Annotated in this window: 12 protein-coding genes; 2 read left to right on the top strand and 10 right to left on the bottom strand. The window is 33.2% G+C overall.

Annotation, left to right across the window (positions count from 1 at the left end; all coding sequences use genetic code 11):
* Positions 1-22: 22 nt before the first annotated feature.
* From QZN45_RS07145 to QZN45_RS07160, 4 genes are all read right to left on the bottom strand, one after another.
* Positions 23-1408: an MFS transporter gene (locus QZN45_RS07145; protein WP_296812132.1), complete on the bottom strand. Its 1386-nt coding sequence runs from the start codon at positions 1406-1408 to the stop codon at positions 23-25.
* Positions 1405-1866, bottom strand: a complete 462-nt coding sequence (locus tag QZN45_RS07150; RefSeq protein ID WP_296812136.1) for a MarR family winged helix-turn-helix transcriptional regulator — start codon at positions 1864-1866, stop codon at positions 1405-1407. The genes QZN45_RS07145 and QZN45_RS07150 overlap by 4 nt, the downstream gene beginning before the upstream one ends.
* Positions 1867-2033: 167 nt before the next feature.
* Entirely contained in the window at positions 2034-2483 is a 450-nt protein-coding gene (locus tag QZN45_RS07155; protein ID WP_296812138.1) for a hypothetical protein, read from the bottom strand.
* 99 nt (positions 2484-2582) lie between these two features.
* Positions 2583-2837: a hypothetical protein gene (locus QZN45_RS07160; RefSeq protein ID WP_296812140.1), complete on the bottom strand. Its 255-nt coding sequence runs from the start codon at positions 2835-2837 to the stop codon at positions 2583-2585.
* A 1056-nt stretch (positions 2838-3893) separates the two neighbouring features.
* Between QZN45_RS07160 and QZN45_RS07165 the strand changes: the two genes are divergently transcribed.
* Positions 3894-4061 carry a hypothetical protein gene (locus QZN45_RS07165; protein WP_296812143.1) on the top strand — a complete coding sequence of 56 codons (168 nt, stop codon included), beginning with the start codon at positions 3894-3896 and terminating at the stop codon, positions 4059-4061.
* 222 nt (positions 4062-4283) lie between these two features.
* Here the strand turns inward: QZN45_RS07165 and QZN45_RS07170 are convergent, their stop codons facing one another.
* The gene (locus QZN45_RS07170) at positions 4284-4481 is read right to left on the bottom strand and encodes a hypothetical protein (protein WP_296812146.1); all 198 of its coding nucleotides are present in this window, start codon (positions 4479-4481) and stop codon (positions 4284-4286) included.
* 47 nt (positions 4482-4528) lie between these two features.
* Between QZN45_RS07170 and QZN45_RS07175 the strand changes: the two genes are divergently transcribed.
* The gene (locus tag QZN45_RS07175; protein ID WP_296812148.1) at positions 4529-8092 is read left to right on the top strand and encodes a C1 family peptidase; all 3564 of its coding nucleotides are present in this window, start codon (positions 4529-4531) and stop codon (positions 8090-8092) included.
* 98 nt (positions 8093-8190) lie between these two features.
* Here the strand turns inward: QZN45_RS07175 and QZN45_RS07180 are convergent, their stop codons facing one another.
* From QZN45_RS07180 to QZN45_RS07200, 5 genes are all read right to left on the bottom strand, one after another.
* On the bottom strand, positions 8191-8916 hold the full coding sequence (locus QZN45_RS07180) for a type II CAAX prenyl endopeptidase Rce1 family protein (RefSeq protein WP_292607716.1): 726 nt from the start codon (positions 8914-8916) through the stop codon (positions 8191-8193).
* 43 nt (positions 8917-8959) lie between these two features.
* Complete coding sequence (locus QZN45_RS07185) at positions 8960-12160, bottom strand: C1 family peptidase (RefSeq protein ID WP_296812152.1); 3201 nt, start codon at positions 12158-12160, stop codon at positions 8960-8962.
* A 396-nt stretch (positions 12161-12556) separates the two neighbouring features.
* Positions 12557-13042: a hypothetical protein gene (locus tag QZN45_RS07190; protein WP_296812156.1), complete on the bottom strand. Its 486-nt coding sequence runs from the start codon at positions 13040-13042 to the stop codon at positions 12557-12559.
* The gene (locus QZN45_RS07195) at positions 12967-13188 is read right to left on the bottom strand and encodes a hypothetical protein (RefSeq protein ID WP_296812159.1); all 222 of its coding nucleotides are present in this window, start codon (positions 13186-13188) and stop codon (positions 12967-12969) included. The genes QZN45_RS07190 and QZN45_RS07195 overlap by 76 nt, the downstream gene beginning before the upstream one ends.
* A gap of 129 nt (positions 13189-13317) precedes the next feature.
* Entirely contained in the window at positions 13318-15048 is a 1731-nt protein-coding gene (locus QZN45_RS07200) for an MATE family efflux transporter (RefSeq protein ID WP_292882770.1), read from the bottom strand.
* Between the last annotated feature and the right edge of the window lie 2 nt (positions 15049-15050).

Consider the following 15050-nt stretch of genomic DNA (forward strand, 5'->3'; position numbering starts at 1 on the left):
ATGAAAGATTAAATCTTTCACACTACCTGTCCAAATTAAAGGAATCCTTTGAGCGTATTCCAACCAGGGAAGCAAAAATTGCAACAATGCATACAACCGTACAAATCATGCAGACAATCTGAGAGCACTGAACTATCAAATCGGCATGTTCACTGGAAAGCTTTAAGCTACCCATTATCCAGGCAAATACCAATGTCAAAAGGCCCAGGCTCATAGTTTGTCCTATGGTCCTCATTGCAGATTGAGCTGCAGAGGCGTTAGGTGTTTCCTTTGGCGGAACAGAACTCATAATCGCATTAGTATTGGGAGTAGTGAAGAGTCCCATTCCCACACCCTGCAGAATCATTGCCACAACTATCAGATAGATTGGAGTGTTTGCATCCAAAAACAGCAATATCAAAAGTGTCACTGTTGCAATTGACATTCCAAATGCAGCTAATTTTTGCGGATGAATTTTATCAGACAGTTTTCCCGCATTAGGGGCGATTAAAGCCATTATTATTGGTGTGATTATCAGCATAATCCCTGTCAGCTGGGCATCCCAGTTTCTGACATACTGAAAATGATAATTCAGAATTGTGGTTATTGCCGCAATTGCAAGATAACTGCATAATGCCGCAATATTTGATGATGTGAACTTCATGTTTTTGAATAATCTCATATTGAATGCCGGACTTTCCACGTTAAGCTCATAATATGCAAATATTATCAAAAGACACAGTCCGATGATGACGCAGACCCATCCGACCGTATTCATCAGATTTGTAAAGCCATAGATGAACAATAGAATGCCGATACCATATATCAAATATCCGATAGAGTCTATTTTATCTTTTTCGTATGTTTTCCATTCCCCCGGAATTTTCAAAAGCATTAAAATCAGACAGAGTACTAAAAATGGTATTACAAAATAAAACATTGCTCTCCAGCCGAGATTATATACTAAAAATCCGCACAATACAGGTGAAAGAGATCCCGCCAAATATATTCCGGTGACGGTAAAGCCCAATGCCTTTCCTCTGTTTTGGGGATTAATAGCCTGGACAACCATGGCCATGGCAGATACATTCAAAAAGGCCATTCCAATGCCCTGAACAACTCTAAATAATAGAAAAATTTCTGTTGTAAATGAAAGGCATGCCCCAAGGGATGCGAAAATGAAAATCAAAACCCCTATAATCAGTGATTTTTTCACGCCGTATTTTCCTGAAATCTGTCCTGCAGGAAGCGTAAATACCGCAACCACCAGCAAAGCTATTGTGGGAATCCAGTTTTGAACGACATTGTTCATTGCGAACTCATCGGCGATTGAAGGAACACCCAAAACTATTCCCGCAGATAGGAAAACTGCAAAAAATGAAGTGATAAACGAAACGAATACCACATATGATTCGCTGGTTATTTTCATGGCAAATCATCCTTATTTTCGTTGATTAATCTTTGGCCATTAACTGCAATCTGAATTAATTTCTCCCTAAACTCAACATCGTTTTCGTTCAAACCCACTTCAGCTTCCCATTCCTTTGATATTTGTCTTATCATTGGCACAAGCTCAGATCCCTTTTCTGTTGTATTCAACATGTATTTGCGCCTGTTTTTCGGGTTGACTTCGCGTTTGACATATCTTTCATCTTCAAATTTCTTCAGAATATAAGCAATGTTTGCCTTGCTTTGACCGGACATTTTCACCAGGTCATCCTGTGAGCAATTGGGATTGTCGTATATGAACATGATATACCTTACATCATGGTTTAAATTCATTCCTTTCAGTTTGAGACTCATGTACTTTTGTTGATTTAGTGAAATATTATGTATCCATCCGATGATTGGAGCGCTGTCTTTCATTTCATGAAAAAATTCTTCCATTTTCTCACCTGATAATAATTATGAATTTTCAAATATATAATTGTTTAATATTGAACAGTTAAATTTTTAACAAAAAGTGATGAAAACATGAATACGACATATTTCATTAAAAAAGTTCCAAAACTAGAAAAAAAGAATTTTAAAAAAAATAAAAAAATGGTAAAACTCTATGCTATTACCTGACTGATAATATCTTCACTAACAGCAGAAATTTTAACTATTTTACCATCTTGCAAGTATTCAAACTTATATTTGTCCTTTCCATCATCCTTTTCTTTAATAATGAATCCATCTTTACCGGAGATAGTTTTCTTTTCACCACCAGGATTTATTGAATCAATTTTTTGATTGTTTTTTACGCCTACATGGACATTTAATTTATCGCCAGCAGAATTCTTATATTCAGAAGTAACTTCCTTATCAACAGCAGTACCGTCCATATGTTCTGTATCAGCACCTTCAGTTGCATCGGTTTCCTGTTCAATAAGAGAGTAACCGTCCGGAATGTTAAATTTGATACCTTCTAAAGTTAAATCTTCAGATGCACTAATAGCAGCCACTGTAGAAACAACTACCACCAAGAATAACGCAAGAACCAATATTTTCTTCATATCCAAAATTTTCACCCCCTCCCAAAATAATATATTAATAAAATAAGCTTTGAAATGATTTTAAACTCCCCTAATAATGGGAAGTCAAAATAATTTCTTAATAGTTTAAATTTTGAAGTCGTATTTACCTCTTTGAACTCTTTCAAAGTAAGTCAAAGCGATTGTAACAGGAATGACAATGTATTTAAGGGCAATGAACCAAGGCATTCCGTTCATCATATTGAATATCAATACAATAACACCTGAAATAAGAGCTATTAAGATTGCAAAGTTAGCAACCTTATAGTTTACCCTAACTTTGAAAAAGTAGACCGTAAGCCAATCTTGAAGAAATTCCAAAACGGGCAAACATTTTATCATTATTCATAATATACTGAACTCCTTCCATTGATATTAATATATATCATTTACCTTTTATATTAATTTTATGAAAATTTTACCCATTTTGAATATGCTAATTGCAAATATTATGAACAAAATTTTAACTAATGAAAAGAGAAGCAGATGCTGTTGCACCTACCGAATATATTAATGAACTCCAGCTTGAATCGCCGATACTAAAACTGGAAAAATCTATCATCAAGAATAACATATGATACAAATACGTTTTTTGTTTTCATATAAGCATACTTTTTAAATTGTTATTTTTCGCAATCAAATCTTAGAACATGTTTTAAAAAGGATTAATATGGTGAAATTTTTCCTAAAATTGTCATTATTGTAAAAATAGGTTAAAGTGGAAATTCAATGTCTACAACATGTTTTCACATGTTGGAACAATTAGACATCGAATAATTTCATTTATCAAAATTTTAGAATTTAAGTACCCAGAAATGTGGATTTTAAACTCTAATGAATAATATGAATCAAATTATATATAAACTTTATTGTTTTTTGATTTATAAACCATAGGAAGTGTCAATTAGACCTAACAAACCCAAACATAACTCAATAGAGCTATCGCTAAACAATGATTCTAATAGTGATGATTCCTACAGTTTAAAGGAGAAATCCATTATGGCATGGGATTAATTATATATGATCCATATGATGAAGAATGCTAAATGCCATGTGACGATGGCATATATGAGCATCCATATCCAAAATTTCTTTTGAATACTCATAAGGATTCCTCCATTTTGATAAATGAAATTTGCCAATAAGGGAGTTCATTAAAACAGAAGTTTTAAATCCATTCACTGGCAATATTATTTTGTTCTGAATAATATCACCTCCTTTGGATCAAGGGTTTGATTAATTATAATATTTAATTTAATAGTATTTAATATTTTTATTCATTTAATTAAGACCTAAAAATTGTTTTAAACATGAAATATAGCTTTAGATTCGTAAAAGTTATTTTTAACTTATAACTAACAATAGTCGTATGGCCATAAGATGAAAAAAATTAGAACAATGCCAAAGCTTATTCAAGATGATGGAATAATAAAAATAGAAGCTGAAAGCGGTGAAAACACAAAGGTCATCGCAATAGATGTCGATGATGGCATGAGTGTCGTGACACGCTTTGAAAAAAAGAGAAAAAAGACTGTTGCTTGGGAAGCACTATTTCTTTATCATTAGTCTAGCGTAAATATAAGTCCTAATATCAGCAATATTATTGCCGAGTTTATCACTATTAGCATTTCATCCGACAGGACTTTGTCAACTATTTGTTCTTCTATACTTATATCATCCAGCAATCCGGATATATTCATTTTTTGTTCAAGAGACTCCAGATATGCCTTACTATTTGATTAAAGTCCATATGGTTTGGATTGATGATATATGCAGCATCATGTAAACTCAAGTCCCACCTACAATTAAAATACAACCTATAACAGTAGTACCTAATGATGAACCAAAACTATAGTCCTTATTTAACTCCTGAAGCAGAATTTTGATTTTCACCTTTATACCCATTAAAGAAAAATCTGTATTTAAAGATAATACCAATCCGATTCCAACATAGCGGATTAAAACCCAAACTATTAATTCATTCAATAACAAAACATTTAAATAAATAAAATTTAACGATTGGAGGAATAAATTTGAAACTATATAAAATAACTATTATTATATTGTTCGTGTTTATTTTTTCAATAGGTGCCGTTTCAAGCCAGGATGCAAATCAAACTGCAGATTTGGATATTGGAACAGATGTAGAACTGGAATCCGGGAATCCCGATTTAGTTTCAGCTCCAACAGGCACATTTATTGATTTGAACACAAGCATATCACAAAGCAGCGAGAAGATAGATATCTCTCAGGATTATGCTTATGACAGCGAAAAAGACAAAAATCTCTCAAGTATTGAAATAACTAATAAAAATTTATCAATTAATGGTAACAACCATATCATAGACAGTAATGGCCTAACAAGAATCTTCACAATCGATTCTTCAAATGTTGTAATGAACAATCTGATTATTAAAAATGCAAATCTGTCAGCCATTTTCATTCAAAATTCAACATTAAGAACATACAATGTTACCTTTGAAAACAATATTGCTAAAGGTGGCGGTGCAATTTGCGGAGTATCATCCATTTACAACAGCAGTGGCGATAGGTTTATCAATAACTACGCCAAGGTCGGCTCTTCAATTTACCTGGAAGATAGGAGTGAATTATATCTTAACGATGGAACTTTTAAAAATGATGATTACTTCGAATGGAGTTTAATATATTTGAATTCATGTACAGTTGATATACAGAACACTTCTTTTTATAATTTAACATCAAATTATTGTCCTGCAGTGTATATTGAAGAGTGTGAAGGTAGAATTAAAAATTCCAAATTTGTTAATTTGCACGCGAATAAGACCGCAGGTGCTGTAGCTTTAAAAAAGATTTTCAAAGAATTTTCCATTGAGGATTGTGAATTTATAAATGCCACCAGCGAAAAGAATGGGGGTGCAATTTATTCCGACGTAAATGGAGATGGAGACTTGCCACGGGGAAACCTGAATATTGTCAATTCCCGTTTTGAAGATTGCTCTTCTGAATTTGGTGGTGCCGTTCTTCATTTAGGAGGACTTTTAAATATAAACAATACAAATTTCACTTCAAATATTGCTGATTATGATGGAGGAGCTGTTTATACTTCAAACTCTTATGTTAGTATCTATAATTCCAGTTTTATTTCAAATAAAGCTTTAACAGATGGATTTTCCAATGGTGGAGCAATATTTAATGATAAAGGATCATTAGAATTAATTGGCTGTACTCTTGAAAATAATGTGGCAAGCAATGCATCTTCAATTTACAGCTATGAATCAGAATTAACCCTGAATGAATGCTACTTTAACAACCCTACTGTAAACAGTACCAGCATCTGCATGGTATTTGGCAGAGGATATTCACAAAATGGAACCGAGTTAAACAATGATGCCCTATCCTTAAACAACACCTATTTTGAAACAAATGTAAAGAGCTCTCAAAAACCGTTTGTTATTATCAACAATACAATCCATTATGATGAACTGCCGGAAAGGTTTGATTTAAGGGATTACAATTGGGTATCCCCAGTTAAAAAACAAGGGAATATGGGTGCATGTTGGGCATTCGGTAATGTTGCCGCATTAGAATCATCATTGATGAGATACCTGAATATCACCTATGACTTTTCCGAGAACAATATGCAAAATTCAATGTTGAAATATTCAAAATATGGCGTTTCCACCATTACGGAAGGAGGAGACTTATATACTGCAGTGGGATATCTGATTAGTTGGCTTGGAATATCACCTACAGAATACGATAGCTATGATGAACTGGGTAAAATTTCACCAATTATATCTTCATCCAATGATGTTCACATATTCGATGCGGTTTTTGTCCCTGCAAGAAATAATGTAACAGACAATTATTTAATCAAAAAGGCAATTATTGACTATGGCGCTTTAGCCGTTTCATGCTTTGCAGTTGAGGATGGAATTTATTTCAATACAAACACTTCTGCACAGTACATAAATGAATCCTCAACCGAAAATCATAAAGTCTGTGTGGTCGGTTGGGATGACAATTACTCCAAGGACAATTTTGCAATCACACCACCAGGTGACGGCGCATGGATTATCAAAAACAGTTGGGGCAGCGAATGGGGAGACAAAGGCTACTTCTACATATCCTATTTTGATGGAAGTTTTGCATCCAAAAAAGAACTTACAGGATATGTTATTAAGAATGACGTCAATTATGACATGGTTTATCAGCACGATATCGGTGGGGATTTAGTGTTGCTAGATGCAAAATATTATATGAACAAGTATATTGCAGAAGAAGATGCCCTAATTGCTGCTGTTGGAACTTATTTCGACAGCACTAACTTAAACTATGAATTCTCAGTTTTCGTCAATGATGTTGAAGTATATAATCATAAGGGTGCAAGTGAATTCAGGGGATATTCCACAATACCATTAAACAAATACATAAAAATCAAAAAAGGAGATGCCTTTAAAGTCATATTCAAAAATAAGGCTCCTGCATTAACTGACGGCAGGACACCTATTGACAAGAACATGACATTCCAAAGTGATGATGGAAAAACATGGGAGGATTTATCCGACACCCATCGCGTAGCAGTTTTAAAAGTTTACACAATTCCTGATTTGAATATCGCTGATGATCTGGTCAAATATTATGGTGATGATACCCCATATACTGCTAATGTCCAGCCTGGCGATAAGGTGACCTTTGAGATTAACGGCATTACTGCAACAGTAATAGCGGATGAAAACGGAACTGCAAAGCTTGGCATTGATTTGAAACCGGACACATACTATATAAAAGTGAATTACAATGGAACCAAGTATCCGTTCAATGTTATAATCAAGAGCACAATCGCATCCCAGGATGTAACCAGAGGATATAACAGCAACTATGACCATCAAATCCAATTGTTTGATAAAAAAGGCAATGCTTTAAACAATACTGCAGTCAGTGTGACTGTCAATGATAAGACTAGCAAATATACAACTGACAACAACGGTTTTATCACCATTGAATTTACTAAATTAACTACCAATCAGAAAATTAGCATCGTTAATCCGTCCACTAGTGAAACAGGTGCCAATACCATAAAAGTAGTTTCAAGATTCAGCGGAAATTCAAACATCAACATGTACTACTTCGACGGTTCAAGTTATAAGTTCAAGGTTTATGGTGACGATGGCAAATTGGTTGGAGCAAACAAAGTTGTTAGCGTTAAACTTAACAAGAAGACATATAAAGTTAAAACAAATAACAAAGGTGTTGCATCATTAAAAATACCAAATACCGTTAAACCAGGTACTTACACAATAACTGCGACTTATGCTGGCCAAACTGTTAAAAATACTGTAAAAGTAAAACAGGTACTTACAACAACTAAAAAGACTGTTAAAAATTCAGCCAAAAAATTAGTGCTTAAAGCAATGCTGAAAAACAAGCTTAAAGGCAAAGTTATTAAATTCAAATTCAATGGAAAAACCTATAAAGCAAAAACAAACAAAAAGGGAATCGCCCAGATAACCATTAAGAAGAATGTCATTAACAAACTCAAAAAAGGAAAAACATATGCCTTTAAGGTAACTTATGTTAAAAACACCATAAAATCAACAGTAAAAATCAAATAATAAGGAAATAATCATTTTCCTTATTTTAATTTTTTTATATCGCCATTTACCAGATTCATATAAAAGAATAGTAGATGCTGTTGCACCTACCGAATATATTAATGAACTCCAGCCTGAATTGCGGATACTATAAAACCGGAAAAATCTATCATTAAATGAACAATATATGATACAAATACATTTTTTGTTTTCATATAAGCGTATAAATTAAATATTGAACCTAGTCCTTGAATTAATAGTATTTGAAAAATTCTTCCAGAATATGCAGTGTAATGAGCCATTCCAAAAACAAACAATGAACCAACAATACCGATAAATAGACTAATGTCACGATTTCCAGTTGATTTATAGATTGCATACATTATAAGCAATAGCAGGAATATTTTTAAGAACTCCTCACCCATAAGCTGTAGAAAAATTGTTACAATAAATGTAGGGCTTAGTTGTTCGGCTATTGGAAGAATTCCATTACCAGCAAGAGGATAATGCATTAATGCTAAAATTGGAGTAGCTATTAGCATAACATATAAAATATAGCCAAGAAAAGACAATATGATTGTTTTAATGTCTTTTAACCTTATCCTTTTAAAGAACAATCCATAATTTCTTTTACAGATGTACAATGCAGGAATTATTGTTACCAAAAATATCATTACAGATTTGAGTGCTTGATGCGAACTAAACAAAGAAATTGTAATTATGACCAAAATAACTGATATTAATACAATAGACCAATCAGCTGTGGATAGCTTCGGCACGTCATTGTAGAAAGGAAAATCAATCCCATCATCTAAAAATTTAAATTTGTCTTTTAAAGAGAACATGATAATTCACCCCCATAAATAAAAAAATAGATGAATAATTCATCTATCGAACTTTAACTGTTGTTTTAATATTGTCTTTAAAGTAACTCACCTTAACTATGTATGTTTTACCCTTTTTAAGCTTTTTAATAACATTTTTATTCAATGCTTTTTGTGCAATGCCTTTTGCATTGGTTTTTACTTTATATGTCTTGCCGTTGAATTTGAATGTTATTATTTTGCCTTTGACCAATTTGCCATTTATTTTAAGTGTTGCTTTTAATGTGAATTTTTTAGCAGTCTTTTTAACAGTGACTTTGCTTGCCTTAATCACATGTTTTACAGTGATTGTGTTCTTGTAGGTTTTGCCATTGTATGTAGTTGTCATGGAATAAGTTTTTGGAAGCTTTTTTATCTTTATTTTAGCAATTCCATTTTTGTCAGTCCTGACTGCAGTTGATTGACCGTTAATTTTGAATTTAACACTGGCACCCACGACAATATGGCCGTCAGCTGTTGTAACTTTGACTGAAAAGTATTTGCCACCACCATAGTCGACTGTAATGTTTTTGTTGCCGACGATAGCTGTGTCATCTTTTAAGGTATATGCTTTAATACAGGCAATCTCTCCATATTCCTGATACAAATCTTTCCAGGATCCATCATCAATATTAGTTAATGAAACGCCCACCCCATAGTGCATCCTTACTGGAATAGATACACCCAATGCCAAGGATGTTACATAAATACTAAATTTATCACCTTTTTTAATTGGAATGTACTTGTTCAATTTAATGGTGTGGTATCCCCGATAAGGTGAAACACCATTTTGAGTATAAACCACAGCACCATTCACTGCAATTTTAACTGTATAATCCATGCCACTCTGATTAAAGTAGGTTCCAACAGCAGCTATCAAATCATCTTCGGCACTGACAAAATTATTCACATTGGTTATAGGAGTGCCATATAATTCACTGGTTTCATCATACATCATAAATTCATCAATACCTGTAAAATCATATTGATAATTCTTATTGTATGGCAAAGTATTTTCAAACACATATGCGACCGCCTGATCTGTTAGTTTGTCATCGGCGCATAATGTTCCATCATAATATGAAATATACATGTATCCTCCATCACCATATTGGGCTCCCCAACTGTTTTTGATAATCCATGCCCCATCACCTTCAGGTGTGGTGGCGAAGTTTTCTTTTGAATAATTATCATCCCATCCAACAATAGCAACTGCATGATTTGGAGTACCATTCAAATTATAAAAAGCACCTGTAGTATCGTTATAACCTTCTGGACTTTGATCAGCACCAAAAAGTACAGCCAATGCACCATATTTAAGAATAGCTTTTTTAAGAGCAGGATTTCCTGGAATTGATACGTTTCCACAATCAATTAAAACAAAATCCTGAAGGTGTATTGTTTGATTTGTGTGGATTGAAGGAGATAATTTTCCAACTTCATCATATATGTCATAAACCTGCGGAAATGCTCCAATCCAAGATAAAAGATAACCTGCCGCAATCATTTCATTCGCACTTTCGACATTACCGGATCCGTATCTGCTGAAAATAAGCATGGAATCCTGCATATTATTTTCTGAAATATCATATGATATCCCAGTATTTTTCAATAAAGCAGATTCAAATGCTGCTATTCCACCAAATGCCCAACAAGAACCCATACTTCCTTGATCCCTAACTGGTGTAAGCCATCCGATTTCCCTCAAATCAAATCTGGTAGGAAGAATACTAAGGTCGATGCTGTTTGTGGTTAAATTTAATTTCATTCCCTCACCAAGAATCACACTTGGATAATATGTGTTATTCAAATCATCTTTAGAAATTGTATCGTTCCCATATATTCGACCTATTGTTGAACCAACATCATCAAAATAAGTATAAACAGGATTATTGTTGTTGTTAAAGGTTATATTGTCCAGATGATATTCGGCATCATAAATTAATATTGCGCTGGCCATTGAAGCGCTATTATTATTGAATTCTGAATCCGTAAGATTTAAAAGGCCGAAATCAAAATATAGTGCGCCTCCGGATGTTTGATAATTAGGCTGTGACACCACTTTATTTGAATTGAATTTACAATTGGTTATTTCTGCAATTACATCTGAAAGATATGCTGCCCCTCCGGCATAAACTGCAAAACAGTTGGTGAAGCTTGAATCTTTAAGGGTTGAATTACCGGTTAGCTGAACAAAAGCCCCGCCAAAACCTGAGGAAATATTATTGAAAGTTGAATTTCGAATAGTTATTTCAATTGGTTCTGTAATTGGTTCGGTACCCTCTCCTTTGACATCGACAAATACTGCCCCCGCATTTTTAGTTGAAGTAGTATTTGCAAATAAACAATTTTCAATAATTGCCTGTTTAGGTGCCCGAATTCCTACAGCACCAACAGATTCATTTGCTTTTAAATTATAAAATTTAGTATTATTGATGGTCACATAGCATACCTGAGCAAATACTGCCGGAGAATATTTTGAAAAAACATTATCGAAAATACAATTATCAATAGATAATACAGTGATATCCATCTCGTTAGTAGAAATTGAGCCCCAATGACTGAAATATTTTGATGTAAAATTACTGTATTCAACATTTAAAGTACCGGTTTCCAAATAAAGTGCACTGCCCCTATCTGAATAACCATCAATAAAGTTACAATTAGAAATATTAACAATGGCATTTTCCACAATAGTCATTGCTCCTCCAAAGAGTTTTGCAGTATTGTTAATGAATGTAACATTATTTAAAGTTAATGACCCTTTTTCAGCAATTATTGCACCACCATACCCATCAGAATAACCATTAACAAACTTAAGATTGTTTATTGTGATATTTTTTCCTAAAACGACGAACATTGACACCTGACCATTTCCATCAAGTATGTGGTTATTTCCATTTATTACAAAATTATCTTTAACAATACCAATTGGCTTTCTAATATCAGCATTATTGAATTTATAGTCTTTTTCTATTTCCAATACTTCCCCAGATGCAGAAATATCCTTAGCTAAATCTGTAAACGTATTGTTAGTTTCACTTTCACCATATTTGTTATATTCTGTACTTTGCAAGACTGCTGACCTATCATTAAGAGCAGCATCCCCCATTTCTATTGTATTATCTGTACTTATTGTTTCATTGCTAATTTCTTCTGTTGCTGAGACCGCACCTATTGAAACTATCAAAAAAAGCAATAAAAACCCTATTGCCGTGAATTTCATAGATTACCCCCAATTAATCAAAATTTAACCCATAAATAAAAAAAAATATGAATATTATTTTTACATGTTAACGAATATTGAATATTTTTTAAACAACAGGTTAAAAAAAAGTTTATTCCCATACATATATAAAAATATCGATTTAATCCCAAAGAAGAGATTTTGTTCTATTACATACGAATATATCTTTAATCTGATTTTAAATCATTTTTAACAGAATAACTGAAATTTTAGATAATTTTATCCAAAAAATAATTAGAGATCTCACAAAAAAGCAATTGTCACAAAATTCTTAAATTAAAAAAAAGAGTTTAAGGAAGTTGAACTGCCTCAATGTAGAGGTGGTTCAAATCTTTAAATGCAAAATCATTGTATTTTTTCTATTATCGGCAATTCTCATGGCAGCTCTTGAATATAACCCCACTTTTTATCCAGCATTCTTAATGTATCCTTATAGAATCCCCTGCATTCAATCAGTTGACAATTGACCTTTTGTGCAAATTCATCCTCAATATAAAAATACATCCTGGCAGATTTGTTGCCTGTTCTTTTGACATAGAAACTGCAGTATATGTTTCCAAATCTGTTTGCAGCCTCAAATATCATCTCAGCATTTTCAAATATGTCCTTAACATTTTCAATGAATTCGGCCACATCCTTTTCATGGAAGTATTGGAAGACACCTGCAACTATCAATAATGTTGAAAGAGTGGTGTCTAATTCATTGTACCAATCAAGTTTGAATAAATCTCCTTTAATGAACTTTTCAATTAATCCAGGCTCGAAATATTTTTCTCTAAGTTCAATCACTTCATGTAGGTCAACTTCAAAAAATAGTGCATTTTTTCCATCAATTCTATAATATGATGTTTCAAGCCCCACGCCCAAATTGACAATATTGCATTTGTCATGCAGTTTATGAATTCCTTTGTCATTCTGTCCAGATTATAACTTCGGGCAACATTTGCAATAATCGGGTATTGCGTTGAGTTTTCATCAATTTTCTTATCTTTAATCAAATCCTCCATTTCCAATGCTTTTGATCAAAAAAAATACTCAGGAAAATTTTTTTTAAGACACTTATTCTTGCCGTTAGTGGAATGAATAATGTGTCCTCTACACCCTCAAACTCAGACATTATTTCGCCTAAAACAAATTTAGTCTCGGCTGTTGATTATAATTACAGTGCTGTTTAACCCCAATACCCTCGAATAATCAATTTTATCAGCAATCTTATTCAACACACTGATATTGTCAAATTCAAGATTATCATTTTCAACTATCGGATTAAAATCAATGCCTGTATCCTTAATGGAAATTAAAATATTTTCATCATTATTTTTAACGATGACATCAATTGCATCAACAGATTCATTGATATTGATGATATTGACAAGCATTTCCTCAATAGCCATACTGACCAATACTGCGGATTTGTTTTCAGCCAAATAATCCTTAACTTGCCTAGATAACTCTACAGCCTGTTTGATATCGCCTTCGATTGTATATGCAAATACCTTTTTATCATCATTGTGTTTGTTTATGAAAAATCCTGAGTATTCGCCATCAGTCTTTTTGTTGAGATATCTTGAATATATGAAAATGTATAATATTGTAAGGATTTCGGCAATAGTGAATGAAATCCAAATTCCATTTGCGCCCATTAAAAATGACAATAAAAATGCGAATATCACCGGAAAGACACAGCCTTCAAGTATGGATATGGTATTTGACAATTTATCTTTTTGAATGGCCTGAGCGTAAAAGGTATACAGGAACGTGATTGCAATTCCCACATAACTCAATGAGAAAATCCTGATTGCATTCAATACAATAGGAATATCTGAAGGATTGTTGACCTGATATAACATCAATAAAGATTGAGGACAGATAATGAAGAACACAGACAGTATTAAACTTGAAGCCAAAACAATCTTTAAGGATTTTTTCGTAATATATTCAACACTTTTATAGTCCTCCTCCTGATAATAGACAGATACGATTGGAGACATTGTCTGTGCAGTACCAATCAGGAATATGTAAAGAATAAACAGGCTATTGCAGCAGATATTGAATGCAACCAAACCATACTGGCCGATGTATAAGGTAATCAGAGTGTTGATTATAAAAATCTTTATTGTGAAATATAATTGTGTTGATGCACCGGAAAATCCGGATTTACAGATTTCAGCAGTAGTGCTCAAAAATGTCTTGACTTTAACGAAAACGAAATTTAATGTCCTTTTTGGATTGAAGAAGTAAGTTAACATGTAGATAGAGCCTAAAATATAACCTACAATTGTTGCACCGGCCGCACCGGAAAGTCCCCAGCCAAACACACCGATAAATATAATATCGAATATGATATTGGCCACATTAGCTACAATCAATGACCTCAAAGGCAAATCTGCAATCCCATCTGCACGAACAAAGTATGATAAGCACATTATAAAGCATAAGAATGGAATTTCAAGTATATAAATACTATAATATTGGAAAACAATCGGTTGTATTTGAGCAGAAGGACATAAAATTCCTATAATCGGACCTGAAAAGAGCGTTCCCAAAAGCGAGAACAATACTCCAATCAACACTAAGGACATTATCGAAACGGAAAATATCCTATTGCTTTTTTCATTATCAAATTCTGCCTTTGCAACTGAGCACATTACACTGCCCCCCAATCCAATCATCCAATAAATTAAATTAACGAACGTACTTAACGGCTCTACCGGTTGGATAGCGGATAATGCAACAGCACCAATCAAATTACTTACAATGATTGAATCAACAAGCAAACAAATATTGCCCGTCATTGAAGTTAATAAGGTAGGAATGAAGAATTCCTTGAATTTACCACTTAATAATTTATAATTGCGTTCATACATTG

Origin of the sequence: uncultured Methanobrevibacter sp., from assembly GCF_900314695.1 — an archaeon.
In the GTDB taxonomy this organism is placed as follows: Archaea; Methanobacteriota; Methanobacteria; order Methanobacteriales; family Methanobacteriaceae; genus Methanocatella.

Coding starts and splice junctions, on each gene's coding strand:
- QZN45_RS07145 (WP_296812132.1), bottom strand. CDS start 1,408: ATGAAAATAACCAGCGAATCATATGTGGTATTCGTTTCGTTTATCACT.
- QZN45_RS07150 (WP_296812136.1), bottom strand. CDS start 1,866: ATGGAAGAATTTTTTCATGAAATGAAAGACAGCGCTCCAATCATCGGA.
- QZN45_RS07160 (WP_296812140.1), bottom strand. CDS start 2,837: ATGATAAAATGTTTGCCCGTTTTGGAATTTCTTCAAGATTGGCTTACG.
- QZN45_RS07165 (WP_296812143.1), top strand. CDS start 3,894: ATGCCAAAGCTTATTCAAGATGATGGAATAATAAAAATAGAAGCTGAA.
- QZN45_RS07180 (WP_292607716.1), bottom strand. CDS start 8,916: ATGTTCTCTTTAAAAGACAAATTTAAATTTTTAGATGATGGGATTGAT.
- QZN45_RS07185 (WP_296812152.1), bottom strand. CDS start 12,160: ATGAAATTCACGGCAATAGGGTTTTTATTGCTTTTTTTGATAGTTTCA.
- QZN45_RS07195 (WP_296812159.1), bottom strand. CDS start 13,188: ATGGAGGATTTGATTAAAGATAAGAAAATTGATGAAAACTCAACGCAA.
- QZN45_RS07200 (WP_292882770.1), bottom strand. CDS start 15,048: ATGTATGAACGCAATTATAAATTATTAAGTGGTAAATTCAAGGAATTC.